Below are 24,442 nucleotides of genomic sequence, written 5' to 3'. Positions count from 1 at the left end.
AAAAGCCGCGACTCGGCTAAGGAGTCGCGGCTTTCTCTAGGACTTCGCGAGTCGCAGCAAGTCCTGCGCGCTTAGAAGCTGTGGTCAGCGGTATCCGGGTTGAGATCACTGATACCCAGCTTGCCGGCTGCCTGCTCAATGGCGCCGGTCTGCTTGACCAGTGCAGCGATAGCGTCACGAACGATCTGCTGGCCTTCGGCGTTGTCGGCGGCGATCAGTTGATCGAAGTGCTTGCCGTTGTTTGCGCTGTCGACCAGAGCCTGCAGCTTGCCTTCGGTGGCTTCGAGATCGGCTTTCAGGGTGCTGTCAGCGGCGGCGTCAACCTTGGCCACCAGCGCGGACAGGCTTGGGCCGTTCAGGGTGGTGCCGTCGACTTTCTTGTACTCGCCCAGGTAGACGTTGCGGATACCTTTGCCGTTGTAGAAGTGCGAGTTGTGGGTGTTGTCGCTGAAGCAGTCGTGCTCGTCTTCGGTGGAGTTGGCTTCCAGCGCGACTTTCATGCGCTCGCCGGCCAGTTCGCCGAGGGACAGGCTGCCCATGCCGAAGAGCATCTTGCGCAGGCCGTTTTCGCCTGACTCGGCTTCCAACGTGGCGCGGTAGTTGTCGGCATTGCCGGCTTGCCACTGCACAACCATGGCATCGAGGTCGCTGACCAGCAGGTCGGCGGCAGCTTTGAGGAAGGCGCGGCGGCGCTCGTTGTTGCCGCCAGTGGCGCCTTCACCCACGACGAAATCGCTGGCTGGGCGCTCGCCTGCACCTGGGTTGGTGCCGTTCAGGTCCTGGCCCCACAGCAGGAATTCGATGGCGTGGTAGCCGGTGGCGACGTTGGCTTCGGAGCCGCCCAGCTCATTCAGGCTGGCCAGCAGTTCCGGGGTGATGGTGGTGACGTCCAGCTTGTCTTCGCCGACCTGCAGTTCGGTATTTGCGATGATATTGGCCTGTGCGCCTGGATTGCCGAGGGCGTGCTGGTAGTCCTTGGCGACATAGTCGATCAGGCCTTCGTCCAGCGGCCAGGCGTTCAGCTGGCCTTCCCAATCGTCGACCACGGCGTTGCCGAAGCGGAATACCTCGGTCTGCATATAAGGCACGCGGGCAGCCAACCAGGCTTCGCGGGCGGCTTTCAGAGTGTCGTCATTCGGGTTGGCGAGCAGGGCATCGATTGCGCCTTGCAGGGTTTTACCGGTGCTGGCGGCGTCGCTGAATACGGCCAAGGCCAGGTCTGCGTAGTGGCTGACCACGGCTTTGCTGGCGGCTGCATCGACTTGGCTGGTGGCCACTGCCGGGGCGCTGGCGCTGCTGGCAGCAGGTGCGGCGGCTTGGGTGGCTGGCGCTTTGTCTTCACCGCAACCGGCGAGTGAAATGGCGATGGCAAGCAGGCTGGCAGAGGCCAGGGGCATACGGAGCATGGCGGAATCCTTTGCTGGTGAGAGTAGGTACCCACGCAAGCGGGCACAAAAACCAAAGCATAATGCGAAAGATTTTCATTTTGCGCAAAGGATCAGTGCAGATTTTTCACCGCGAGCTGTGGGCAAAGTCTGCGATCGGGCACTTTGATAGGGTAGAAATGCCAGTGCAGCTGCCTTCAAGAACCACTCAGGAGTTCTGCATAGGCCTTACTAGCGTTGTCATTATTGTGCTGTTGGACCTGCTCGCGGCTTATGTGGCGGTGCTCTATAGCGGCTTGGTTATTGGGTATCAAAAACCCGCCAAATTTGGCGGGCTTTTTGTAGGCGTATGGCGTTACAACGTGGCGGGGTTGGCCGCGCTGTTCAGCCGTCGGGCCTGTTTCAGGTAGGCCGTTAGCTCGCGTGCCGGCAATGGCTTGCTGTACAGGTAACCCTGCCCCTCGTTGCAGCCCTGGGCGATGATGTAGGCCTCCTGCTCGACGGTTTCCACGCCCTCAGCGATGACCTGCATGCCCAGGCTTTTACCCAGTTGGATGATGGCGCGCACGATGGTCGCATCGTCTTCGTCTTCCAGCAGGTCCTGAACGAAGCTCTTGTCGATCTTGATCTTGTCCAGCGGCAGGCTCTTCAGGTAGCTCAGCGAGGAGTAGCCGGTACCGAAGTCGTCAATCGCGATCAGCGCGCCAGAGCGGCGCAGGCTGAGCAGGTGCTGGGCGGCGGTATTGATGTCTTCCATGAGGCCGGTTTCGGTGACTTCCAGTTCCAGGCTGCGCAGCGGCAGGCGGTAGACCTGCATCAGATTGTTGACCACCCGAGGTAGCTCGGCGTGGTGCAGCTGCACGGTGGACAGGTTGACCGCCATGCGCAGCTCGGTGAAACCCTGATCATGCCATTCGCGCAGCTGGCGGCAGGTCTGGTCGAGAATCCATTCGCCAATTGGGATGATGGTGCCGTTTTGTTCTGCCAGCGGGATAAACAGGTCCGGTGGCACCAGCCCGTGTTGTGGGTGTTGCCAGCGCAGCAGTGCTTCGACGCCAACCACGCTGTGGTCGCGGTAGTCGACTTGTGGCTGGTAGACCAGGTGCAGTTGATTCAGCGCCAGGGCATCGCGCAGGTCTTTCTCCAGCTCGCGGCGGCGGCGCATTTCACTGTCGACGCTGGCGATATAGAACTGGTAGCGGTTGCGCGAGCGGCTCTTGGCCAGGGTCATGGTCTGTTCAGCTTTCTGCAGCAGTTTTTCGGTGCTGTCGCCATCTTCCGGGAACAAGGTGATGCCGATGGTGGCGCGTAGGCGCACTTGCTGCTGGTCGAGCATAAACGGGTTGTCGAGATCGTCGAGCACGCTCTGCGCCAGTTCGGCGGCCTCATAGGGCTGCTCGATGTCGGCCTGCACCAGAGCGAACTGGTCACCGCCCAGGCGGGCTAGGGCGCCGAGGCGGCCACTGTGGCTGCGCAGGCGATCAGACAGGGCCAGCAGCAGCTGGTCGCCGGTCTGGTAGCTAAACTGTTCGTTGATTCCTTTGAAGTCATCCAGCCCCACGCAGAGTACAGCCACCCGGCGATTGAGGCGGCCGGCATCTTCGAGAATCTGATCAAGCTGCTGTTGCAGCTGCTGACGGTTTGGCAGGCCGGTAAGGAAGTCGTACTGGGCCATGCGCAGCAGGCTGTTTTCCGCTTCGCGGCGCAGTTGGGTGTTGCGTTCGATGGAGGAGAGCAGCTGGTTGGCGGTGTTGATCCACAGGCCCAGTTCGTTCTTCTCGTTGCCCCTGAGCATCGGCAACTTGTGCTCGCTGGGGCGGTCCGGGTTGATATTGGTCAGGTGCTCGATGATCTTCGACAGCGGCTTGGTCAGCAGCCAGTGATAGACCAGATACAGCACCAGGCTCATGGCCAGGGCGCGCAGCACACCGGAGATAAAGATGATCACCGAGTTGGTGACAAAGTTCTCGCCGTAGGGGGCTGTGTCGAGGGTGATGCTGAGGTCGCCATAGTATTCGCTGTAGGGGCCGCGGCCGACGAGCTGGGTGGTGAAATTCTGTTCTTTGCCAAGGATCGGATCGGTCAGCCAGCGCGTGGGTATATCGACTTGCTCTCGGGCTTTCTCCGCCAGCATCGGCTCGTTGGGGTGGCCAATGGCGGCCATGCGCACCGACTCATGCTGGAACAGGCCTTCAATCACCTGCATACCCATTTCCCGGTCTAGGCTGTAGACCGCCTGGGTGGAGGGGTCGCGGAACATGCCCAGAATTCGGTGCGCATCATTGGCGACTGCCTGACGTGTTTTGTAAACGTCGAAAACGATCTGCGCAAGACTCAGGACCACGCCAACGATCAGCGCTGATAGCAGCACCACGCGGAGCAATTTGAGTGACAAGCTGTTTTTGAGTTCCAGCTTCAAATGACGGTTCCTTGTTCGAGGCCTTCGGCGTCAGACGCTAGTGAGTATTGGCAAAGTCGCGCTTGCAGTCAAAGGGCCATTAGTAAAGTTTGTCGAACAAATTATCTGCGTGGCGATGGCGTGGATGCAGGTCGCTATTTTGGCTGCCCGCATTGTATCGGTGCGAGTTGGTTGCGGCTTGAGCACCGTTGGGCGGTTTTTTGGCTTGCCATCCCTGGCGGCCGCGTTTGAGCCAGGCGGTGCACCTGGCGTTCGCGCCGCGCAAGCGGCTGTAAACCCGTGCCCCAATAGCAAGAAACCCGGCACATGGCCGGGTTCCTTGGGTGGTGCGCTGGTACTTAGGCGGCGTAGTTTTTCGCTACGAAGTCCCAGTTGACCAGGTTCCAGAACGCCTCAACATACTTCGGCCGCACATTGCGGTAGTCGATGTAGTAAGCATGTTCCCAAACGTCGCAGGTCAGCAGCGGAGTGTCACCGCTGGTCAACGGGCAACCGGCGCCGATGGTGCTGGCCAGAGCCAGGGAGCCGTCAGCCTTCTTCACCAGCCAGCCCCAGCCAGAGCCGAAGGTGCCGATGGAAACTTTGCTGAATTCTTCTTTGAACTTGTCGAAGGAGCCGAAGGCCGCGTTGATCGCGTCAGCCAGGGCGCCAGTCGGCTGGCCACCGGCGTTAGGCGCCAGGCAGTTCCAGTAGAAGGTGTGGTTCCAGACCTGTGCGGCGTTGTTGAAGATGCCGCCCGAAGAGGTCTTGACGATCTCTTCCAGGGTTTTGCCTTCGAACTCGGTGCCTGGGACCAGGTTGTTCAGGTTCACGACGTAGGTGTTGTGGTGCTTGTCGTGGTGGAATTCCAAGGTTTCCTTGGAAATGTGCGGCTGCAGGGCGTCATGTGCGTAAGGCAGCGGCGGCAATTCGAAAGCCATTGTCTATCTCCTAATCAGGTCAGGTGCGGTGTGCGCGAGGCCGATCACGGGCGGCCATCTAGCGGCGTGAGTTATCTCTTTTCGCCGCAAGCCCTGGATCATAGCACCGGCACTGCGCCTTAAACACGCGACAACTGTGTGGGAAACCACCTCGGCATGTTGCATCAGGGCCGTTTTAGAGCATCCCAGGGTTGCTTAGCAGCTGCCAGGCAATGCTGAACATCATCAAGGCTACACCCAGATCGATAACGCGCCAGGTGCTTGGCCGCGCCAGCCAGGGTGCGAGCCATGCCGCGCCGAGGGCCAGGCAGAGGAACCACATGAGTGAAGCGCTGGCCGCGCCCAGGGCATAGGCGCCGGGCACTGGCTGCTGCGCGCCGAGTGAGCCAATCAACAGCACCGTATCCAGGTACACATGCGGGTTGAGCAGGGTCACTGCCAGAGCCGCCAATAGCACCGCCCGGCGTGAGCGCGGGCCGCTGTTACTGGCCTGATTCAGTGCCTGCGCACGGCTGGCGCGAACCAGCGCCTGGGCGCCATACCAGAGCAGAAAGGCTGCACCACCCCAGCGTGCCACACCCAGGAGAATTGGGTGTTGCGCCAACACAGCGGCTAGACCAAACACTCCAGCAGTGACCAGCAAGGCATCGCAGACCACGCAGAGCAGCGCCACTGGCAGGTGATGTTCACGGCGCAGGCTTTGCGCCAAGACGAAGGCATTTTGCGCGCCGAGGGCGATGATCAGCCCGGCGGCGATCAGTAATCCGTTGCTATAGCTTTGCCACATATCGGCTACTCCGCCTGTTCACTGAGCTGTTGCAGCACGGCCAACGCGCATGGGCCATCGGCGTGGGCGACGAATAGGTGGTCGTGGTAGTAGCCGGCGATCACGTTGCAGCTGATCCCGGCTTGCGCCAGGGCGCTGGCGACAGCGGCCGTCAAACCGACGGCTTCCAGAGCCGAATGCACATGCAGCGTCAGCCAGGCGGCTACGTAGCTGTATGGCAGGCGCAGTCGCTCAGCCTGCTGGCGCGGCAGGATCACGGTGAGGCCTTCGGCTTCCTGAAAGCTGCCCAGCGGCTGCACACCGTTCAGCTGCGCGGCATCGCTCAGGCTGCAGAACACGTAAGCGCCATCGTTCAGCTGTGGGCTCATGCTGTGGAGCAAGGTTGTCAGTGAGGTTTCGCCGGCCATACGGAATGCCTTGTTCAGGGTGGTGATGCTGGTCAGTCTGCTGCGGCTGGGTATATAAGAGAAACCAATAATCCTGATCGCTCATTAGGAAATCTTATTTTGCTGGATTACAAACTACTCGCCGCCCTGGCTGCCGTGGTGGAGCAGGCCGGCTTCGAGCGTGCCGCCCAGGTACTGGGCTTGTCGCAGTCGGCAGTGTCGCAGCGGATCAAGCTGCTGGAAGCGCGGGTCGGCCAGCCGGTGCTGGTGCGTGCGGTACCGCCGGCGCCGACGGAAATCGGCCGCCGTCTGCTTAACCATGTGCAGCAGGTACGTCTGCTGGAACGCGATATTCAGGCGCAGGTGCCGGGGCTGGATGAGGGCGGTTTGCCCGAGCGGCTGCGCATTGCCCTGAATGCCGACAGCCTGGCCACTTGGTGGGCTGGCGCCGTGGGCGCGTTCTGTACCGAACAGCGTTTGCTGCTGGATCTGGTGGTGGAGGACCAGGAGGTTGGCCTCAAGCGTATGCGCGCCGGTGAAGTCGCCGCCTGCGTGTGCGCCAGCGAACGCCCGGTTGCCGGCGCGCGTGCCGTGCTGCTGGGCGCGATGCGTTACCGCGCCATGGCCAGCCCGGCGTTTATTGCCCGGCACTTCCCCGGTGGAGTGACGGCGCAGGCGCTGGCCCATTCGCCGGCCATCGTGTTTGGCCCGGATGATCTATTGCAGCACCGCTACCTGTCCGGCCTGGGCGTGGAGGGCGGTTTTGCTCACCACTTGTGCCCGTCATCCGAGGGGTTTATCCGCCTGGCCTTGGCCGGGTTTGGCTGGGGGCTGATCCCGGAACTGCAGGTGCAGAGGGAGTCAGCCCGTGGCGAGCTGGTCGAGTTGATTCGCGACCGGCCGATTGATGTGCCGCTGTACTGGCACCACTGGCGCAATGGCGGCGAGCTGCTTAACCAACTGACGCGCCACCTTACCCAGGCTGCAGGCCATAGCCTGGTGGCCCTCAGCCAATAATCACCTTGCCCGAGCCCGGCAGCTGTTCCACGCAGCGCTCGCCGAGCAACTTGCTGGGAGTGAAGTAGCCGCCTGGGCCGGTGTAATCGAGCAAGTGCCGCACGGCCAGCAAGGCGCCGTGTACGGTGACGTCATAGCCGTTGGCGGTTTCCAGGCGCGCGGTTTTCACCACCCCTGCGGCATTGCGTGCCTCGCCCCATAGCCAGGTGCGCTGGCGGGTGCGGCTGGCTTCATCGGGGCCGCTGACGCGTTTTTCGATCAACCGCTTGAGCCAGTTCTGCACTGCATCCAGGCCCAGCAGCACGCGCAGCGGGTCGATCAGGCGCATGACAATAGCGGCTGCTGTCGGTGTGGGCAGGTACACCTCGATATTGTCGATGCCGGTGGAATGGTAGGCCGTGGAGACATCGCCCCAGGGAATGGTAACGGCAGGTTTTTCACCACGGCCAAAGTTGATGGTGCGGCGTTTATAGCCCAATGGGACATCGGTGATGATTCCTGCGCGGCGTACCTTGCCGCCAAACTTCAGGCCTTCCACCGAGGTTTTTGCAGTGCCGGGTGACAAGCCGCTGCCACTGTCAAAGCCCAGCGCCAGATGCGTGGCGTCGGGCAGCGCCTGGTGCAGGCAGGCGGCCAGGCAATCGCTGGGGATCACATCGAAGCCCACACCGGGGCAGACCACCACGGCCAGCTCGCGCGCTTGTTGATCACGTTGATGCGCCGCCTCGAATACGCTGATCTCGCCGGTGATATCGACGTAATGAGTAGCGCTGGCCAGGCAGGCATCGAGCATCGGCGCGCTGGTGGCAGAGAACGGCCCAGCGCAGTGGGCGACCACGGCAATATCGGCCAGGACTTCCTTGGCCCGATCCAGTTGGTGGATATCGAATATCCGGCATTCCAGGCCCAGTAGGCTGCCCAGGGCGTGTACGGCGGCCGGGTTGCGCCCCGCCAAAATGGGCGTGAGGCCCTGGCGCTTGGCCTCAGTGGCCAGCAGGTGGCCGGTGTAACCGTTGGCGCCGTAGATCATCCAGTGCGTGGCCATCCAGTGCTCCTTTGTTATGGGGTGTGGGAGAGCAGCTTAGCTGCTGTGTTCGCGGCTGTTGGTCTATTGAGGATGCGCACAGTTGTTGTTCTGGCTTGCAATGCCACCGCAGCGCTAGGAGCCAGTGGCTTTATCGGAGGGCGAGGGGGCTAATCGGCGTAAACCTGACACTCGTGCAACGGTTAACGAGTACATAGCCAGATTTCCCCTGGGTATCAGCCGCGCGCAGCAGTTTCTGGAGTCCGAACCCACGGCCAGCTTATGGCGCGCGCCGGGTGAGTTCTGCGTTTGGTGGCAGGCGCATCCGCCGAGTTTATTGCTGGCAAACGGATTCTCAGGCGTAGACGCGCTGCCCGCGATACATCCGTACCGAGCCACTCGTAGCCGGGCGCTGCGCGAGGTCTTCGACCAGCAGCGGATGACCGGCCTGCATGCGCGGCGTGGCGATGGGCTCGCCGAAGGGGCGTTCGCTGTACTGGGCCAGCAGTTGCCCCAGTCGGCGGGTTTTCTCGTTGCTTGAGGTGAGGCAGGCGCTGAGCATGCTGTTGATTGCATCCGGCTGGCTCATGCGGATGTCCACTGTCAGCTCTTCGCGCAGCCTGCGGCGCAGGCTCATCATGCAATCCAGTACTTCTCTGTTCAGCTCCATGGACCTTTCCCTCGTTATTACTAGTGGACTGGGTAGCATTCATCCGGAATGCCGCCGACCTGGTCTCGCCGCGTTATCCTCGTGCGGACCGCACCTGCAGCACCTGTGCCCCCTGGTCCTGCGAAACGTCGCAAATAGACAATTGCAAAGCGCATACCAGTTCACATTTTGTGGAGCTGCGCGGGCTGCAGCGAGTTGATGGCCTTTGCCATGCCCTTCGTCGGTGCGTCTCGCACTGGTATTGCGCGGCACTGAAGCGCTGCGCGCGAACCGTTATACTGCGCGGCGATTTGCTCTCCCCGCGCTTTCTTGAAGGTTGACTCATGCGTAACGATGCCCACGACGAACTCGATCACGTGCCCAGCCTACGGGCTGATCAGCGCGATCACGACCATGATGACTACGCGACCGATCATCCGCAGCCGGCACGCGGCAACAGCTATGGCCGCGCGGCGGTCGCTGCACCCGTAAAGTCGGCCAGCACCGGCCCGCTTTGGGCGCTGGTTGGCGCGTTGATGATTGCCCTGGGCGGGCTCGGCTGGTGGAGCTTTCAGCAGATCAGCCTGATGGAGCAGCAACTGGTTGCGACCCAAGAGAGCTTCGCGCGCATCAGCGAGGAAGCGGCCGGGCGGATTCAGGATATTTCCGGCAAGGTGGTGGCCACCGAGTCTTCGGTCACCAGCGGCAGCGAAGCGCTGAAGCTGCAGGTCAAGCAGCTGGAAAACAAACTGGCGGAGCTGAGCAAGCAACAGCAGGGCGCCAGCAGCCAGCAGAGCGAGCAGGGCAAACGCCTTGAGCAACTGGCCGTGCAACTGAAGAGCCAGGAAGGCAGCGGTGAAAAGCTCGACGCCACGCTGAAGAAAATTGGCACCGAACAGGCTGCGCTGAAAAGCGAGCAAGCCACTCTTAAAAGCGCACTGGCCGGGCAGAGTAAGCTCGATGAGAAGCTGGCCGGCTTGAGCGGCGAGATTGCTGCGCTGAAAAAACAGGGCAACCCCAACCAAGCCATCGCCCGCGTCGAGCAGGACCTGCTGGTGCTTAAGAGCGATCTGGAAACCCGCTCCGCCGGCAGCAGCACGGCTGAGTTTGACGCCTTCCGCGCGCAGATGACCCGCAATATCAGCACCCTGCAGGCGCAGGTACAAAACCTGCAACAGCAGATCGACGCACGCTGATACGCCCTAAACGCAAAAAGCCCGCCTGAATCGGCGGGTTTTTTATTCAGGGCAATTACAGCGTTGGATAGTCGAGGTAGCCGACCGGGCCTGTGCCGTAGAAGGTTTCTGGGTGCGGAGTGTTGAGCTCGGCATCCTGTGCCAGGCGCGCGGGCAGGTCCGGGTTGGCGATAAACGGAATGCCGAAGGCCACTGCATCGGCCTTGCCTTCTGCCAGCCAGGCATTGGCCTGGTCCTTGGTGAAACGCTCGTTGGCGATAAACACGCCGCCAAAAGCTTGCTTCAGGCTTGGTGACAGGCTGTCGTCGGCTTCTTTTTCGCGGGCGCAGATAAAGGCGATGCCACGTTTGCCCAGCTCGCGAGCGACGTAGGTGAAGGTCTCGGCGCGGTTGGCGTCGCCCATGTCGTGGGCGTCGGCGCGCGGTGCCAGGTGCACGCCAACGCGGCCAGCGCCCCAGACTTCAATGGCTGCATCGGTGACGTCCAGCAGCAGGCGCGCGCGGTTTTCCAGGTTGCCGCCGTAGCGGTCGGTGCGCTGGTTGGTGCTGCTCTGCAGGAACTGGTCGAGCAGGTAACCGTTGGCGCCGTGGATTTCCACGCCGTCAAAACCGGCGGCTTTGGCGTTTTCCGCGCCTTGGCGATAGGCCTCGACGATGTCGGCGATTTCCTCGGTTTCCAGCGCACGCGGGGTGACATAGTCCTTGAGCGGGCGCACCAGGCTGACATGGCCTTTGGCGGCGATGGCGCTTGGTGCTACTGGCAGTTGGCCGTTCAGGTAGGTCGGGTCGGAGATACGCCCGACGTGCCACAGTTGCAGAACGATCTTGCTGCCAGCCGCGTGCACGGCTTTGGTGATGTTGCTCCAGCCGCGTACCTGATCGTCTGACCAGATACCGGGGGTGTCCGGGTAGCCGACGCCCATCGGGGTCACTGCGGTGGCTTCGCTGATGATCAGCCCGGCGCTGGCGCGTTGTACGTAGTACTCGGCCATCAGCGCGTTGGGCACACGGCCTTCATCGGCGCGGCAGCGGGTCAGCGGAGCCATGATGATGCGGTTGTTGAGTTGCAGGTCGCCGATCTGGATCGGGTCGAAAAGCGTAGTCATGGTTAAGTTTCCTTCGAGTGAGGCAAAAACGGAAAGGTTTAAAGCGCTTGGCTGATGTGGTGGAGGAACGCCTGGATGGTCTCTTCATTGCGCTTGAAGAAGTTCCACTGGCCAACCTTCTTGCTGCTCACCAGGCCGGCGCGCTGCAGGGTTGCCAAGTGTGCGGAGACGGTCGATTGTGACAGGCCGGTGCGCTGGTCGATCTTGCCGGCGCACACGCCGATTTCCAGCGGGTGGTCCTGGTCGGCGAAATAGGCCTGCGGCTCCTTCAGCCAGTGCAGGATGTCGCGTCGCACCGGGTGGGCCAGAGCCTTGATCACTTCATCGATGTCGAGTTGCATACGGGTTGTCCCCAGTGCGTTGTCACGCCATATCGCGATGGGGGGAACCTTATATCGGCTGCTGGCGATATACAGATCGTTCGTGGCGATAGTCACCATCACGCCTGCTGATGTGTAAGCTGTGGCCATGAACTACCTCGCGCATTTACACCTCGGCGGCGACGCGCCAGCACAGTTGCTGGGCAGCCTGTATGGCGATTTCGTCAAAGGGCCGCTTGCCGGGCAGTGGCCGGCGGATATCGAGGCGGCGATCCGCCTGCATCGGCGTATCGATGTATTCACCGACAGCCACCCGCTGCAAGTGCAGGCGCGGGCGCGTTTCCCCGACGCGCGGCGGCGTTACAGCGGCATTCTGCTGGATGTGTTTTTCGACCACTGCCTGGCGCTGCACTGGGCCGACTATGCCGTCGAGCCGCTGCCGCGCTTTACCCGGCGCGTGTATCAGCTGCTGGCCGCCGAGCCGCAGTTGCCCGAGCGCCTGGCACTGATCGCGCCGCGCATGGCGGCGCAGGATTGGTTGGGCAGTTACCGCGAGTTTGCCGTGCTGGAACAGGTGGTCGCCGGGATCGACCGGCGTCTGTCACGCCCGGGCTTGCTAGCGGGTGGTGCGGCCGAGCTGGAGCGCCTGTATCAGCCGCTGCTGGAGGATTTTCGCCAGTTCTATCCCGAGTTACAGGCTTATGTCGCCCGCGAACGTGGGCTCGCCGGTTAGCAGGCCGTTGAAAAACTACCTGCGTTGGCAATACTGCGTTAACAGTCATGGCAGCCCCGCCACCCCTGATGATGAAAGAGAGCTATAGATAGGGAAGGTGGCGGTGAGAGGTCGCTAGTTTTTTTGGCGGAGACACCCCGTCGTTAACATGATCCAGCGAACTGACTCGTACCCCGGATTGCCTCTTTCGAGAGCGAACGCTAAATAGGCCGTTGGGGACTTGTTCCCTTCAGGCTCATTCAGTTCGATCACCGCCACCTTCCCGATCTTGAGTGTAGACAGCAGAGGGGTGGGGTATGGAATTGATTGCCCTTTATAAACGTGTGGTTGGACTGGATGTGCATCAGGCCCAGATCACTGCCTGCGCGGTGATTGAAGAGACGGATGGTCGCATCACAGTCGAGCACCGTCAGTTTGGCGCGTTCAAGCGTGATCGTCGGGCGCTGGCCGAGTGGGTAGCGGCTCTGCAGCCGGACGATGTGGTGATGGAGAGCACCGGCGTTTACTGGAAGAGCCCCTATGCGGCCCTGGAAGCGGTGGGTATCAGGGCCAAGGTGGTCAATGCTCGGCATGTCAAAAATGTACCTGGGCGCAAAACGGACATAGCCGATGCTCACTGGCTGGCGATCCTGGCGCGCGCTGGGCTCTTGCGTGGCTCGTTTGTGCCGCCGGCCAAGCTGCGCGAGTTGCGCCTGATTGCCAGGCAGCGGCAGAAGCTGGTCAGCCAGTTGGCCTCGGAGAAGAACCGCTTGCACAAGGTGTTGAGCGACAGCGGGGTGCGTCTCGGCGTCGTGGTGAGCGACCTGCATGGGCGTTCTGCGCGGGCCATGGTCAAGGCGATCATTGCGGGTCAGCCCGTACACGAAGTGCTCAAGTTCGCCACGCGCCGCCTGAAGGCCAGCCGTGAAGAGCTGTTCGAGGCGCTGCAAGGAGAACCGACGGCCAGCCACTGTTTTGTGCTCGACGAGTTGATGCAGCACATTGAAGAGCTTGAAGCGCGGATTTCCCGTTTCGAAGCCCGCCTGCTCAGCGAACTCGATAGCGAGCGCAATGCCCTGTCTCTTTTGCAGACCCTGCCCGGCGTTGACTTGATCGGCGCGGCGCTACTCATCGTTGAGATCGGCAGTGACATGGACGCCTTTGGTAGCGCTGATCGATTAGCCTCCTGGGTGGGCATCTGTCCAGGCAACAACGAGTCTGCAGGTAAACACAAACCTGGAAAGATACGTAAGGGCAATGCTCATGTGCGGCGGTTGTTATGCGAATTCTCGCACTCGGCCAGCCGCACTGCATCGGTATTCAAAACCAAGTTCCAGGCACTGGTGATTCGACGTGGCTACAAGCGCGCGATCATCGCCTTGGCTCACAAACTGCTACGTACCGTCTACTACATGCTCAAGCGGCGCGAACACTACCGGGACAGCGCCCTGGACTATGAAGCCTTGTCGGTCAAACGCAATTCAGCTCGCTGGCTCAGGGCACTGGAGAAGTTCGGCTACCTGCCGAGCTAAACCACCCCCGAGTGTTTTTTTGCTGGTGTCCGGCAGGTTCGCGCTCGTCTGTCAGATGGATTCTTTCACGCTAAAAACAGGCTCGGAATGCTCATGTACAAAAGTACACTCCGCTTCCTCGCCTGTTTTTGCCTTGTCTTGCCTGCCTCGCCTACGTTTTTCAACGGCCTGCTAGGCGGCCTGGCTTTCTGTCTCAGTCTTTTCTGTTTCAGCTGCGTCTGTTGTGCCAAATAGCGCCTGACTGATCGCCTGTTGCGCCGCGCGGGCCAGGGCGTTGCGATTTAGCTCGCTGCTGGCAATCGGCGTAAGCAGTTGGATCTGCACGTCACACATCTCGCTGCCAAGCAGGCGCAGCAGGTGCGAGAGCATGTCGTCATCCCCGATAAACGGCGCCACGCTGCACGGCTGACCATTGCGTAGGTAACGGATGGCCACCGGTTGTACAGATACACCGCTGTCGATGGCGCTGCTGAGCAGGCGGCCGTGAAAGGTACGCAGGCCGAGGCCGTCGGTGGTGGTGCCTTCGGGGAAGATCAGCAGGTTGCGCCCGTGCTGTAAGTGCCGGCCGAGTTGCTGATTAAGCAGGCTGCTGTCGCCCGCGCCACGGCGGATAAATAGGGTGCCGGCCTTGTGTGCCAGCCAGCCGGCCACTGGCCAGGTACGCACCTCGGCCTTGGACAGGAAGGACAGCGGCGTGAGCATGCCGAGCAGCGGAATATCGGTCCAGGACACATGATTGCTGACCCACAGCATCGGCTGAGGCGGCAGCTCGCCCTGTACCTGCAAGCGGAACGGCAAGGCCGCAGCCAGGCGCGCGAGAAACCAGCGGGTCAGGCGCTGGCGGGTTGGCATCAGGTCATGCCGGACGAGCCGTTCCAGCGGAGTAATACCCGCCGCCAGCAGGGTGCCGAGGCTGATCACCGCCAGCAGACGCACCAGACGCAGGTATAAACGCAGTTTTTTCACGGGTCGCTCCGCCGGGCAAACAATAGGTTATATGTCGAATAAAGTCCGATCGTGTAGGAGCGGGCCATGCCCGCGAAGCCGTTATCGCGGCCATGGCCCGCTCCTACAGGTAGAACTGCCCTGCAATCCGAGGCCTGGCAGTGCTGATCGAGCGAAACAAAAGCGCCGCCACTGTCTACAGGCTGGCGGCGGTTTGGGCAAGGGCGCTCAGACGGCAGCCTTGAAGTGCCGTGCATAGCGCGGGCACAGCTCGTCGCGCTTGAGCAGGATAAACACATCGGCGACCTGGAAGTCCTGGTCCCAGCACGGCTCGCCGCAGATCTTCGCACCCAGGCGCATATAGGCCTTGAGCAGCGGCGGCATTTCGGCGATTACGTTGCTTGGCACATCCAGCGCCGGCAGCGGGGTTTTCGGTTCGGCGCGCAGGTGCTCGTTGCACAGGTAGCGCTCGCGTAGACGCTGCATGATCGCCTGGGCCTGGATGCCGCCGTCCTGCATGGAGATGCTGGCGCAGCCCATCAGGTAACGGTAACCGCCTTCGTTAAGCACTTCGGCCAACTCGCCCCAGAGCACCGCGATGGTTGCGCCATTGCGGTAGGCGGCGTCGACACAGGTGCGGCCGATTTCCAGCACCGGGCCTTCGAGGTGCGGCAGGCCGTGAAGGCTAAATTCTTCTTCGCTGTAGAAACACCCCAGGCTGGCGGCCGCGCGGTGATCAAGCAGGCGGGTGGTGGCCACCAACTCACCGCTGTTGAGGTCACGCACGCCGATGTGCTGGCAGTGAATGTCGTAGTCGTCCATGTCCAGGCCCAGTTCGGCACCCTTGAGCTTGGCATCGAATTCAGCGCTGAATACGCGAAAGCGCAGCGCCTGCGCTTCGCGCAGGGCGGCAGCGCCGTGTAAGCGCTCGGCCTGCAGGCGACGAGCTGGGGTGGTGCGGTCGCGGGTGATTGCCATTTGGGTCATGCCGTCATCTCCTTTTCGGCTGTGTGAAAACTACTGCACTCGGTTATGCCGCGTTGAAAGCAACCTCGGAATGCTCATGTACAACTCGTACACTCCGCTTCCTCGCTTGCTTTCGCCTTGCCTAACCTTCGCTCGCGACGTTTTCACTTGGCCTAGTTAGCCGGCTTTTTGCCTTGCAGCCGGTCGATCTTGTTGGGCAAGCTCAGGCTAGGTAGCGGCGGTGTCACCTCCGTGAATCTTTGGTGATGCTTGTGTGACAGTGATTTCAATCATCCTGACAAGGAGCAATGCATGCCCTGGCAACAGCTGTTGAGCCCGCACGTGCGTCTGCCGGTCGCGGGTCTGGAGGCGTGGTACGCCAGCCTGCTGGAACGCATCGGCAACCCAACCCCGTTGCAGCTGGCCCTGCTCGGTGGCCGACTGGCAGCGACCCCGGGGCTGGCGTTTATCGCCGGTTACCAGGGCGCATTGCGTGCGCTCTGGCCAGCCGCGCCCTGGACTCTGGGCGCGTTGTGCGTAACCGAAAATCGCAGCACCCGGCCGGCGGACATGAGCACCCGAGTCAACGCGCTAACCCTGGACGGCCGCAAGGATTTCGTCACCGCCGCCGAAGCTGCCGACTGGCTGCTGGTGGCTGCTCGCGATGAGGCCGACGGTGCGCCAGTGCAGCTAGCTCTGGGCGTGGTGCGCAATGGCGCGCCAGGCGTGCGTATCGAGACATTGCCGGCGTTGCCGCTGATGCCGGATGTCAGCCATGGCCGCCTGCATCTGCACGGCGCGCAGTGCGAACGGCTGGCCGGCGATGGTTGGGATGACTACGTAAAACCCTTTCGCACCCTGGAAGACACCCACGTGCTAGCGGCGCTCAGCGCCTGGCTGTTCGGTGTTGGGCAGGAGTCAGCTTGGCCGCAGACCCTGCAGTTGCGCCTGCTTGGCCTGCTGGCCGGCTGTGCGGAAGTGGCGCGGCAATGCCCGAGTGCAGCGGGTAGTCACCTGATGCTGGCTGGATTATTCGCTCAGTTCGACAGCCTGCGCATTGAGCTGGACAACGCCTTTACCGCCGGTGATGCGCACTGGGCGCAGCTCTGGCAACGTGACAAGGGCCTGCTGGCGATTGCCGGCAGCGCACGCAGCAAGCGTTTGCAGAAGGCGCAGGCAATGCTCGGCATAGTTCTCTAAGTAGCCCGGATGTAATCCGAGAGCGGTTGTATCTGCGAAGGATTGCCCCGGATTGCATCCGGGCTACGGATTTAGCCAGCGCATGCCGATCAGTTTGATCCAGATCAGTAAGGCCAGCGCGCCGCGCTATTAACCTCGCGGGCTTTCGGGAGAGAGCCTGCCATGCGACGCGAGCCCATAGTGCTGTTCGATAACGGCGAGCATCAATGCATGATGTTCGATGACCTGGTCAGCGGGGAGGGCGTGCAGTCCAACCAGTTTCTGATCACCGACAACGAGCAATACCTGCTGCTCGATCCGGGCGGCGACCTGACCTACACGCCGCTGTCGCTGGAACTGTCCAAGCATATTCCGGTGCAGGACCTGACCTATATCTTCGCCTCGCACCAGGACCCGGACATCATCGCCTCGCTGGACAAATGGCTGCTGCACACCCGTGCGCGGGTTATCTGCTCCAAACTGTGGGCGCGCTTTCTGCCGCACCTGACGGCCAACTACCTGGCCCTGAGCCGTGGCATCAACACCTTTGACCGGATCATCGCGCTGCCGGATCGCGGCCAATCGTTTGCCCTCGGTAAATGCATGCTCAAGGCGGTGCCGGCGCATTTTCTCCACTCGGTGGGCAACTTCCAGCTGTATGACCCGGTGAGCAAGATCCTGTTTTCCGGCGATATGGGCGCCTCGATGGTCGACGATGCGCACCCAGTGAGCGACTTCGCCAACCATGTGCCGAATATGCTCGGCTTTCACCGCCGCTATATGGCCAGTAACAAGGTCTGCCGGCTGTGGGCCGCGATGGTCCGTGAAATGGATGTGGCGATGATCGTGCCGCAGCACGGCCGGCCCTTTGTCGGCGCGGAAATGATCAATGCCTTCCTCTACTGGATTGAAAACCTGGAGTGCGGCATGGATCTGATGGGGCCTGAGGATTACCGGCTGCCCAAATAGAAGGCTATGTGCTTGGTAACTGTTGCATGCGATAGGTAGGTTGGCGTTGAGCGCAGCGAAGCCCAACAGGTGTTGCTGTAGCTCGTTGGGCTTCGTCGCTGCGCTCCTCAACCCAACCTACCGATGAATGTCTGCACCAATAAAATCAGCGCACTGACTTTTCCCGCCGAATCACCGGCTAAACCGGCGCGTTCGGCGCTTTTTGTCGGCGTCAAACGCATGCTAGGGTGCCGCCTTCGATCCCCGTAGAGGCAGCGCAATGTCCTTCTCTCTCTTTCCCGCACGGCGGCTGATCCTGGCGTGCGTCTTTGGCTTGGGTTGCGCGGCGGTGCAGGCCGAGAACTGGCCAGGTGACGACTGGGACAGCCAGTTGGCCGCGCCCAGCGCCGCGCTCAGCGAGCTGGAAAGCTACGCCTTTGCGCCCCGCGATGACGCCACCCGCAAGGGCGTGCGCACCGACGCTCTGCTGGTGGCCCGCGATGGCCAGGTGGTCTACGAGCGCTACGCCGCGCCGACCACTGCCGCTACGCCGCACCTGACCTGGTCGATGGCCAAGAGCCTGCTCGCCACCACGCTGGGCGTAGCCTACGGCCAGGGACGTTTCCGTTTGGATGCGCCGGTGGCCGATTACTACCCACCATTTGCCGCACACCCGCAGGTCAAGGTCGGCCATCTGCTCAACTGGGCGTCGGGCCTGGACTGGCAGGAAGACTATGAATACGCGCCGCTGAAATCCTCGGTGGTGGCGATGCTCTATACCCGTGGTCGCAGTGATATGGCGGCGTTCACCGCCGCGCACAGCGCCGATGCCGAACCGGGTGAGCGCTTTCGTTACTCCAGTGGCGACAGCAACGTGCTATCCGCCGCCATGAAGGCCATGGTCGGTGCCGATGCCTACGCTGATTATCCCTGGACCGCGCTGTTTGATCCGCTGGGCATCAAGACCGCCGTCTGGGAGCGCGATGCCGCCGGCACCTTTGTCGGTTCCTCCTACGTGTATATGAGCGCCCGTGACCTGGCCCGTGTTGGCCTTTTGATGCAGCGCGATGGCCGTTGGGGTGAGCAGCAGCTGCTGCCCAAGGCCTGGGTTGAATTCAACCGCACGCCCTTTGCCAACTACCAGCCGCAGGCCGAACAGTCCGGTGAAGCGGTGCCCGGCGGGCACTGGTGGCTTAACGCAGCGGTGGCAGGGGCAAGTAGGCCCTGGCCGGATGCGCCAGAGGACACCCTGGTAGCGTCCGGGCATTGGGGGCAGGGGCTGTATGTGATCGCCAGCGAGAATCTGTTGATCGTGCGCTATGCCGATGACCGCGATGGCAGCTTTGATCGCAACCACTTCCTCAAGCTGGTTCTCGCCGCATTGGCCCAGGAGGTGCAACCATGATTCGTCGTCGTCCGTTCAGTAGCCTGTTGTTGCTTATTCTGCTGTTGCTCGCCGTGCTTGCCTGGCAGAACCGCACGCATCTGCAGGCCTTCCCAGGCATCATCGGGGCTTACTCTGCCAAGGAATATTGCTCGTGCCGCTATGTGGCGAACAACCCGGCTGACTACTGCGAGGCTTATGTGGCGCAGTATGTTTCGCTCTCTGGTTTCTTTGATGACCAAGCCAATAAACGCGTGACCGCGCGCGGCCTGGGCAGCACCCAAAGTGCGCAGTGGCTAGGGGCGCGGCAGGGTTGTCAATTGCAGCCAGCAGCGGCTGTGTTGCCCGAGACCTGAGGGCAGGGTTTGCAAGGCCCTGCCGGGCGGCTATGGTGGCGCTCCTATTCCCTATGCGTGAGCCGCAATGCCCAAAGTGAACGGTTATGCCGCATAACGTCTTTCCCTGGCGGCGCGGTAACACGCTGACGCTGTTGATCGACGGGCCGCAGTTCTTTGTGCAGATGCTGGCGCGCATCGACACCGCGCAGCGGCAGGTCGAACTGGAACTCTATCTGGTGGAAAGCGGAGCCTGCGGCAGCGCCTTGCTGGCATCGTTGTGCGCGGCGGCCCAGCGTGGTGTGGCGGTGCGCTGTCTGCTGGATGCCTATGGCGCGCAAGGCCTGCATGCGGCGGACCGGCACCTGCTGCTGGCGGCCGGCGTGCAGGTCGAGTGGTACAACCCGCTGCGCTGGAAGCACGGCGTACGCAACTTTCACCGCGATCACCGCAAGCTGCTATTGGTCGATGGGCAATTTGCTTTTGTCGGCGGCACGGGTGCGACCGACGAATTCTGGCAGCCGGAGCAGGCCAGCAGCCGTTGGCATGAGGTGATGGTGGAAATCAGTGGGCCGCTGGTGGCTGACTGGCAGCAGTTATTCGAGCGCCAGTGGCAGGCGTCTCAGGCCTGGATCGCCTGGAGGCCGCGTATACCGCTACGCCTGAAAAAACTGCCGGCATTACCTGCCCTAGGCCAGGGGCTGGGTCGTGTGGCCTTTGCCGACGCTTCGCAGCACCGTGACATTCTGCTATCGCTGGTACGTGCCCTGCGCGGCGCCAAGCAACATATCTGGCTGGCCACTCCGTATTTTCTGCCGACCTGGCGCGTGCGCCGCACGCTGCGTCAGGCGGCTAGGCGTGGTATCGAGGTACGCCTGCTGCTGGCCGGGCAACACACTGATCATCCGCCGGTGCGCTTTGCCGGCCAGCGTTACTACGCGAGCCTGCTCAAGGCCGGAGTGCGAATATTCGAGTACCAGCCGCGCTTTCTGCATTTGAAAATGGTGCTGGTGGATGACTGGGTCAGCGTTGGCTCATGCAACTTTGACCATTGGAACCTGCGCTTCAATCTGGACGCCAACCTGGAGGCGCTTGATCCAACATTTACCGCCAGCGTGGCGGCGAGCTTTCAGGCGGACTTTGCCGACAGTCAGGAAATTACCCTGGGCGACTGGCGTGCACGGCCCTGGTGGCGGCGGCTGCAGCAGTCCATTTGGGGGGCGCTGGACCAATTGCTGGTCAACCTGCTCGATCGCCGCCGTTGATCCTCACACGTTCGGCCCGCACTTTTGTCGGGTGTCGGTTCAGCAGGGCACCGCTATGCTCGGCCTATAACTCGAATAAGGATGCTGTCGATGCGTGGTCTGCCCTGGCTTGCGGTGTTGTTGGTTGTCTTGAGTGGTTGCTCGACCCCCGGGGCGTTTTTTGGCGCCACCGAGGGCGCAGCGTTCCGCGAGCATGCGCTCAGCGATGAAAACCATGCCCTGGTCTACCTGTACCGGCCGCAAAGCGACTGGGCCGATCAGGAGTTGGAAGCCCCCGCGCTGTTTCTGAATAACGCGCGCATCGGCAGCCTGCCGAGCAATACCTATATGGTGCTGGAGTTCGATATCGCCAGTTACCAACTGGAGATGCGCCGGCCGCTGTTTGGCACGCACTGGACCTTCTTTGCCGACGGGCCGTTGGATTTCACCCTGATCAGCAGCTTCACCTTGGATGCCGAAGCCGGCGGCATCTACTACCTGCGCTATGACGAGCTCAACCCGCCGCCAATCAACGAGCAGGCGCCCAGCCAAGGCGATGGCCCGCTGCAACTGGTGTCCCAAGAAGTGGCCGCAGCGGAAATCGCCGCCACCCATGAAATCCAACCCTTCGAACAGGTTGCCGCCAGCGGTGAAACCGAGCGCATGCAGCGCAGCTTCTGGCGCAAGGTCGGCAAGTCGCTGGATAAGATCGGCATCTAAAACGCGACGGGCCAGCGCAAGGCTGGCCCGTTAATATTCTCGTCCTCGTAGAAGCTGTTTACGATTTCGCGAGCTAGAGCCCTGCAAGGCAAAAACAGGCGAGGAAGCGGAGTGTACTGTTGTACATGAGCATTCCGAGCCTGTTTTTAACGCCGCAGGGCCGACGCGCAGCAGATCGTAAGCAGGTTCTTAAATCAGCTCGACCGCTACAGCTGTAGCTTCACCGCCACCGATGCACAGTGAGGCGATGCCTCGCTTGCCGCCGGTGTTTTTCAGCGCGTTGATCAGGGTCAGGATAATCCGCGAGCCGGTGGAGCCGACCGGGTGGCCCTGGGCGCAGGCGCCGCCGTAGATGTTGACCTTGGCGTGATCCAGGCCGTGTTCACGGATGGCCAGCATGGTGACCATGGCGAAGGCTTCGTTGATCTCGTACAGGTCAACGTCGGCTTTGTCCCAGCCGGTTTTCTTCAGCAGGTTAGTGATCGAGCCAATCGGCGCGATGGTGAACTCGCTTGGGTCCTGGCTCTGGGTGGCGTGGGCAACGATCTTCGCCAGCGGCTTGAGGCCACGCTTGGCGGCTTCTTCTGCCGTCATCAGCAAGAGGGCCGAGGCGCCGTCGGAGATCGAGCTGGCGTTGGCTGCGGTGATGCTGCCGTCCTTGCGGAAGGCCGGTTTCAGGCCTGGGATTTTTTCCAGGTTGGCGTTCAGCGGCTGCTCGTCATCCTTGACCACCACATCGCCCTTGCGACCGCTGACAGTGATCGGGACGATTTCCGCGTCCAGCGCACCGCTGGCGATGGCGGTCTGGGCGCGTTTCAGTGATTCGATGGCGTAGTCGTCCATCTGCTCACGGGTGATGCCGTACTGGTCGGCGGTTTCCTGGGCGAAGGCGCCCATTAGGCGGCCGGTACGGGCGTCTTCCAGGCCATCGAGGAACATGTGATCCTTGATCTCGCCGTGGCCCATGCGCAGGCCCGCGCGGGCTTTGCTCATGATGTAGGGCGCGTTGGACATGCTTTCCATGCCGCCGGCGATCATCACGTTATTGCTACCAGCCTTGAGTGAATCAAACGCCATCATCACCGCTTTCATGCCCGAGCCACAGAGCTTGTTGATGGTGGTGCAACCGGTAGCAGCTGGCAGGCCGGCATTCAGCGACGCCTGGCGCGCCGGGCCCTGCTTTAGGCCGGCTGGCAGCACACAGCCCATGATTACTTCCTGCACATCGGCAGGTGCAACCCCGGCGCGCTCGACTGCCGCACGAATAGCGGCTGCACCCAGGTCAACAGCAGCAATGCTCGACAGGCTGCCTTGAAAACCACCCATCGGCGTACGTGCGCCGCTGACGATGACGATATCGGACATCGGGAAACTCCTCGTTTTTGTAGTAGATCGCAGGCCAAACACAGCGAAGGCGAGCTGCTGATTCTACTGTGTGACTAAAAATGCCCAAAGAGTCATGCAGAAAATCATTCTTTGGGCTGATTTGAGCCGGCGGCGTGAGCTCTAGATTGGCCGCACTGAAAAAACCAACAATAGGTACCGCCATGCTGCAGACCCGTCTGATTGCCCCCGCCGACAATGCACACCAAGCGCCGCTGTTGATCAAGCGCCTGCTACTGTCCGGTATCCGCTACGAGAAAACCCGCGAAATCGTTTACCGTGACCAGCTACGTTACAGCTACGCCACGCTTAATGAGCGCGTGGCGCGCCTGGCCAACGTGCTGACCGAAGCAGGGGTCAAGGCTGGTGACACTGTGGCCGTGATGGACTGGGACAGCCACCGCTATCTGGAATGTATGTTTGCCATCCCGATGATCGGCGCGGTGCTGCATACCATCAACATCCGCCTATCGGCTGATCAGATTCTTTACACCATGAACCATGCCGACGATAAGTTCGTGCTGGTCAACAGCGAGTTCGTGCCGCTGTACAAGGGCATCGAAAGCCAGCTTACAATGGTTGAGAAGACCATTCTGCTGACCGATGCAGCCGAGAAAACCGCCGACCTGGGCGGTTTGGTCGGTGAATACGAAAACCTGCTGGCCGCCGCCAGCCCGCGCTATGACTTCCCGGATTTCGACGAGAACTCGGTCGCCACCACCTTCTACACCACCGGCACCACCGGCAACCCCAAGGGTGTGTACTTCAGCCATCGCCAGCTGGTGCTGCACACCATGGCCGAAGCGAGCGTGCTGGGCAGTCTGGACAGCATCCGCCTTCTGGGCACCAACGATGTGTATATGCCGATCACCCCGATGTTCCATGTGCATGCCTGGGGCATCCCGTATGTGGCCACTATGCTGGGGATCAAGCAGGTCTACCCCGGCCGTTATGAGCCGGATCTGCTCTGTCGCCTGATCAAAGAGGAGAAGGTGACCTTCTCCCACTGCGTGCCGACCATTCTGCAGATGGTATTGGCCGCCCCAAGCGCTCAGGGCCACGACTTTGGCGGCCTGAAGATGATCATCGGTGGCAGCGCACTCAATCGCTCCTTGTATGAGACTGCCAAGGCCCGTGGTATCCAACTGACCGCCGCTTATGGCATGTCGGAAACCTGCCCGCTGATTTCCTGCGCGCACATTAACGATGAGCTGATGGCCTGCAGCGAAGATGAACGCACCACTTACCGGATCAAGGCTGGCGTGCCGGTGCCGCTGGTGGAGGCGGCAATTATGTCCGCCGATGGCACCCTATTACCGGCCGATGGCGAAAGCCAGGGCGAGCTGGTACTGCGTGCGCCGTGGCTGACCCAGGGCTACTTCCGCGAGCCGGAGAAGGGTGCTGAGCTGTGGGAACACGGCTGGCTGCACACCGGTGACGTGGCGACCATCGACGACTTCGGCTTTATCGATATCCGCGACCGCATCAAGGACGTGATCAAAACCGGCGGCGAGTGGATCTCCTCCCTAGAGCTGGAAGACCTGATCAGCCGTCACCCTGCGGTACGTGAAGTGGCAGTGGTCGGGGTGGTCGATCCGCAGTGGGGCGAGCGACCGTTTGCCCTGCTGGTATTGCGCGAAGGCCAGAGCCTGGATGCCAAGGGATTGAAGGAGCACCTCAAGCCTTTTGTCGATCAGGGCAGCATCAACAAATGGGCGATACCGTCGCAAATCGCGCTTGTTACCGAAGTTCCCAAGACCAGCGTCGGCAAGCTGGATAAGAAACGCATTCGCCTTGATATCGTCCAGTGGCAAGCCGCCGGCAGCCCGTTCTTGTCCACTGTTTAAGGCTTGGTTTTACGTGCGGGGTGCAAGCCCCGCACCTAA

23 protein-coding genes are annotated in these 24,442 nt (G+C 61.5%); 11 read left to right on the top strand and 12 right to left on the bottom strand.

The window, feature by feature from the left end; all coding sequences use genetic code 11:
• Positions 1 to 71: 71 nt before the first annotated feature.
• The 5 genes from AC0T4W_RS16935 to AC0T4W_RS16915 all read right to left on the bottom strand — a co-directional run bounded on the left by AC0T4W_RS16935 (position 72) and on the right by AC0T4W_RS16915 (position 5,918).
• Positions 72 to 1,406 carry an imelysin family protein gene (locus AC0T4W_RS16935; protein WP_476320944.1) on the bottom strand — a complete coding sequence of 445 codons (1,335 nt, stop codon included), beginning with the start codon at positions 1,404 to 1,406 and terminating at the stop codon, positions 72 to 74.
• Between the two features lie 334 nt (positions 1,407 to 1,740).
• Positions 1,741 to 3,804: a putative bifunctional diguanylate cyclase/phosphodiesterase gene (locus tag AC0T4W_RS16930; RefSeq protein WP_476320942.1), complete on the bottom strand. Its 2,064-nt coding sequence runs from the start codon at positions 3,802 to 3,804 to the stop codon at positions 1,741 to 1,743.
• A gap of 338 nt (positions 3,805 to 4,142) precedes the next feature.
• The gene (locus AC0T4W_RS16925; protein WP_411183243.1) at positions 4,143 to 4,724 is read right to left on the bottom strand and encodes a superoxide dismutase; all 582 of its coding nucleotides are present in this window, start codon (positions 4,722 to 4,724) and stop codon (positions 4,143 to 4,145) included.
• Between the two features lie 175 nt (positions 4,725 to 4,899).
• Positions 4,900 to 5,511, bottom strand: a complete 612-nt coding sequence (locus tag AC0T4W_RS16920) for a LysE/ArgO family amino acid transporter (RefSeq protein WP_476320939.1) — start codon at positions 5,509 to 5,511, stop codon at positions 4,900 to 4,902.
• Positions 5,512 to 5,516: 5 nt separating this feature from the next.
• Entirely contained in the window at positions 5,517 to 5,918 is a 402-nt protein-coding gene (locus AC0T4W_RS16915; RefSeq protein ID WP_476320937.1) for an ACT domain-containing protein, read from the bottom strand.
• 99 nt (positions 5,919 to 6,017) lie between these two features.
• Between AC0T4W_RS16915 and AC0T4W_RS16910 the strand changes: the two genes are divergently transcribed.
• Positions 6,018 to 6,914, top strand: coding sequence for a LysR family transcriptional regulator ArgP (locus AC0T4W_RS16910; protein ID WP_476320935.1), 897 nt, complete (start codon positions 6,018 to 6,020; stop codon positions 6,912 to 6,914).
• Here AC0T4W_RS16910 and AC0T4W_RS16905 read toward each other — a convergent pair.
• Positions 6,904 to 7,959 (bottom strand): saccharopine dehydrogenase family protein, encoded by a 1,056-nt coding sequence (locus tag AC0T4W_RS16905; protein ID WP_476320933.1) that lies wholly within the window; start codon positions 7,957 to 7,959, stop codon positions 6,904 to 6,906. The two genes, AC0T4W_RS16910 and AC0T4W_RS16905, sit on opposite strands and share 11 nt — an antisense overlap.
• A gap of 334 nt (positions 7,960 to 8,293) precedes the next feature.
• On the bottom strand, positions 8,294 to 8,608 hold the full coding sequence (locus tag AC0T4W_RS16900) for a hypothetical protein (RefSeq protein ID WP_476320931.1): 315 nt from the start codon (positions 8,606 to 8,608) through the stop codon (positions 8,294 to 8,296).
• Between the two features lie 323 nt (positions 8,609 to 8,931).
• Here AC0T4W_RS16900 and AC0T4W_RS16895 point away from each other — a divergent pair, with 323 nt between their 5' ends.
• A complete protein-coding gene (locus tag AC0T4W_RS16895; protein ID WP_476320929.1) occupies positions 8,932 to 9,783 on the top strand; it encodes an ATPase in 852 nt (283 codons plus the stop codon).
• A gap of 55 nt (positions 9,784 to 9,838) precedes the next feature.
• Here the strand turns inward: AC0T4W_RS16895 and AC0T4W_RS16890 are convergent, their stop codons facing one another.
• Complete coding sequence (locus AC0T4W_RS16890; RefSeq protein WP_476320927.1) at positions 9,839 to 10,888, bottom strand: alkene reductase; 1,050 nt, start codon at positions 10,886 to 10,888, stop codon at positions 9,839 to 9,841.
• Positions 10,889 to 10,926: 38 nt separating this feature from the next.
• Positions 10,927 to 11,229, bottom strand: coding sequence for an ArsR/SmtB family transcription factor (locus tag AC0T4W_RS16885; protein ID WP_476320925.1), 303 nt, complete (start codon positions 11,227 to 11,229; stop codon positions 10,927 to 10,929).
• 127 nt (positions 11,230 to 11,356) lie between these two features.
• Between AC0T4W_RS16885 and AC0T4W_RS16880 the strand changes: the two genes are divergently transcribed.
• Both AC0T4W_RS16880 and AC0T4W_RS16875 read left to right on the top strand, forming a co-directional pair.
• Entirely contained in the window at positions 11,357 to 11,941 is a 585-nt protein-coding gene (locus AC0T4W_RS16880; protein ID WP_476320923.1) for an acyl carrier protein phosphodiesterase, read from the top strand.
• A 296-nt stretch (positions 11,942 to 12,237) separates the two neighbouring features.
• Positions 12,238 to 13,452, top strand: coding sequence for an IS110 family RNA-guided transposase (locus tag AC0T4W_RS16875; RefSeq protein WP_476316702.1), 1,215 nt, complete (start codon positions 12,238 to 12,240; stop codon positions 13,450 to 13,452).
• Between the two features lie 171 nt (positions 13,453 to 13,623).
• Here AC0T4W_RS16875 and AC0T4W_RS16870 read toward each other — a convergent pair whose 3' ends face one another.
• Both AC0T4W_RS16870 and olsB read right to left on the bottom strand, forming a co-directional pair.
• Entirely contained in the window at positions 13,624 to 14,418 is a 795-nt protein-coding gene (locus AC0T4W_RS16870) for a lysophospholipid acyltransferase family protein (protein WP_476320921.1), read from the bottom strand.
• Between the two features lie 207 nt (positions 14,419 to 14,625).
• On the bottom strand, positions 14,626 to 15,384 hold the full coding sequence (gene olsB, locus AC0T4W_RS16865) for an L-ornithine N(alpha)-acyltransferase (protein ID WP_476320919.1): 759 nt from the start codon (positions 15,382 to 15,384) through the stop codon (positions 14,626 to 14,628).
• 291 nt (positions 15,385 to 15,675) lie between these two features.
• Between olsB and AC0T4W_RS16860 the strand changes: the two genes are divergently transcribed.
• The 6 genes from AC0T4W_RS16860 (at position 15,676) to AC0T4W_RS16835 (ending at position 21,173) form a co-directional block, all read left to right on the top strand.
• Entirely contained in the window at positions 15,676 to 16,563 is an 888-nt protein-coding gene (locus AC0T4W_RS16860; RefSeq protein ID WP_476320917.1) for an acyl-CoA dehydrogenase middle domain-containing protein, read from the top strand.
• A 162-nt stretch (positions 16,564 to 16,725) separates the two neighbouring features.
• Complete coding sequence (locus AC0T4W_RS16855; RefSeq protein WP_476320915.1) at positions 16,726 to 17,511, top strand: oxygen-binding di-iron domain-containing protein; 786 nt, start codon at positions 16,726 to 16,728, stop codon at positions 17,509 to 17,511.
• A 259-nt stretch (positions 17,512 to 17,770) separates the two neighbouring features.
• Complete coding sequence (locus AC0T4W_RS16850; protein ID WP_476320913.1) at positions 17,771 to 18,895, top strand: serine hydrolase domain-containing protein; 1,125 nt, start codon at positions 17,771 to 17,773, stop codon at positions 18,893 to 18,895.
• Positions 18,892 to 19,230, top strand: coding sequence for an amidase (locus AC0T4W_RS16845; RefSeq protein ID WP_476320911.1), 339 nt, complete (start codon positions 18,892 to 18,894; stop codon positions 19,228 to 19,230). The genes AC0T4W_RS16850 and AC0T4W_RS16845 overlap by 4 nt, the downstream gene beginning before the upstream one ends.
• Positions 19,231 to 19,316: 86 nt before the next feature.
• Positions 19,317 to 20,474 carry a phospholipase D-like domain-containing protein gene (locus AC0T4W_RS16840; RefSeq protein ID WP_476320909.1) on the top strand — a complete coding sequence of 386 codons (1,158 nt, stop codon included), beginning with the start codon at positions 19,317 to 19,319 and terminating at the stop codon, positions 20,472 to 20,474.
• Positions 20,475 to 20,564: 90 nt separating this feature from the next.
• On the top strand, positions 20,565 to 21,173 hold the full coding sequence (locus tag AC0T4W_RS16835; RefSeq protein WP_476320907.1) for a DUF2846 domain-containing protein: 609 nt from the start codon (positions 20,565 to 20,567) through the stop codon (positions 21,171 to 21,173).
• A gap of 189 nt (positions 21,174 to 21,362) precedes the next feature.
• Here the strand turns inward: AC0T4W_RS16835 and AC0T4W_RS16830 are convergent, their stop codons facing one another.
• Positions 21,363 to 22,538, bottom strand: coding sequence for a thiolase family protein (locus tag AC0T4W_RS16830; protein ID WP_476320905.1), 1,176 nt, complete (start codon positions 22,536 to 22,538; stop codon positions 21,363 to 21,365).
• A gap of 182 nt (positions 22,539 to 22,720) precedes the next feature.
• On the opposite strand from AC0T4W_RS16830, the gene AC0T4W_RS16825 reads away from it, so the two are divergent.
• Positions 22,721 to 24,403: a fatty acid--CoA ligase gene (locus AC0T4W_RS16825; protein WP_476320903.1), complete on the top strand. Its 1,683-nt coding sequence runs from the start codon at positions 22,721 to 22,723 to the stop codon at positions 24,401 to 24,403.
• Positions 24,404 to 24,442: the final 39 nt, after the last annotated feature.

It is taken from the genome of Pseudomonas sp. C7.1 (assembly GCF_056312395.1).
Note: the sequence above shows the minus strand (reverse complement) of the source record. Positions and strands in the feature narration are given on the sequence as shown.

Bases quoted from the DNA above. Each gene is read 5' to 3' on its own strand.
- AC0T4W_RS16845 (WP_476320911.1), top strand. From the start codon at position 18,892: ATGATTCGTCGTCGTCCGTTCAGTAGCCTGTTGTTGCTTATTCTGCTG.
- AC0T4W_RS16850 (WP_476320913.1), top strand. From the start codon at position 17,771: ATGTCCTTCTCTCTCTTTCCCGCACGGCGGCTGATCCTGGCGTGCGTC.
- AC0T4W_RS16900 (WP_476320931.1), bottom strand. From the start codon at position 8,608: ATGGAGCTGAACAGAGAAGTACTGGATTGCATGATGAGCCTGCGCCGC.
- AC0T4W_RS16915 (WP_476320937.1), bottom strand. From the start codon at position 5,918: ATGGCCGGCGAAACCTCACTGACAACCTTGCTCCACAGCATGAGCCCA.
- AC0T4W_RS16840 (WP_476320909.1), top strand. From the start codon at position 19,317: ATGCCGCATAACGTCTTTCCCTGGCGGCGCGGTAACACGCTGACGCTG.
- AC0T4W_RS16875 (WP_476316702.1), top strand. From the start codon at position 12,238: ATGGAATTGATTGCCCTTTATAAACGTGTGGTTGGACTGGATGTGCAT.
- AC0T4W_RS16885 (WP_476320925.1), bottom strand. From the start codon at position 11,229: ATGCAACTCGACATCGATGAAGTGATCAAGGCTCTGGCCCACCCGGTG.
- AC0T4W_RS16920 (WP_476320939.1), bottom strand. From the start codon at position 5,511: ATGTGGCAAAGCTATAGCAACGGATTACTGATCGCCGCCGGGCTGATC.
- AC0T4W_RS16925 (WP_411183243.1), bottom strand. From the start codon at position 4,724: ATGGCTTTCGAATTGCCGCCGCTGCCTTACGCACATGACGCCCTGCAG.
- AC0T4W_RS16855 (WP_476320915.1), top strand. From the start codon at position 16,726: ATGCGACGCGAGCCCATAGTGCTGTTCGATAACGGCGAGCATCAATGC.
- AC0T4W_RS16880 (WP_476320923.1), top strand. From the start codon at position 11,357: ATGAACTACCTCGCGCATTTACACCTCGGCGGCGACGCGCCAGCACAG.
- AC0T4W_RS16905 (WP_476320933.1), bottom strand. From the start codon at position 7,959: ATGGCCACGCACTGGATGATCTACGGCGCCAACGGTTACACCGGCCAC.
- AC0T4W_RS16825 (WP_476320903.1), top strand. From the start codon at position 22,721: ATGCTGCAGACCCGTCTGATTGCCCCCGCCGACAATGCACACCAAGCG.
- AC0T4W_RS16860 (WP_476320917.1), top strand. From the start codon at position 15,676: ATGCCCTGGCAACAGCTGTTGAGCCCGCACGTGCGTCTGCCGGTCGCG.
- AC0T4W_RS16895 (WP_476320929.1), top strand. From the start codon at position 8,932: ATGCGTAACGATGCCCACGACGAACTCGATCACGTGCCCAGCCTACGG.
- olsB (WP_476320919.1), bottom strand. From the start codon at position 15,384: ATGACCCAAATGGCAATCACCCGCGACCGCACCACCCCAGCTCGTCGC.
- AC0T4W_RS16890 (WP_476320927.1), bottom strand. From the start codon at position 10,888: ATGACTACGCTTTTCGACCCGATCCAGATCGGCGACCTGCAACTCAAC.
- AC0T4W_RS16830 (WP_476320905.1), bottom strand. From the start codon at position 22,538: ATGTCCGATATCGTCATCGTCAGCGGCGCACGTACGCCGATGGGTGGT.
- AC0T4W_RS16835 (WP_476320907.1), top strand. From the start codon at position 20,565: ATGCGTGGTCTGCCCTGGCTTGCGGTGTTGTTGGTTGTCTTGAGTGGT.
- AC0T4W_RS16935 (WP_476320944.1), bottom strand. From the start codon at position 1,406: ATGCTCCGTATGCCCCTGGCCTCTGCCAGCCTGCTTGCCATCGCCATT.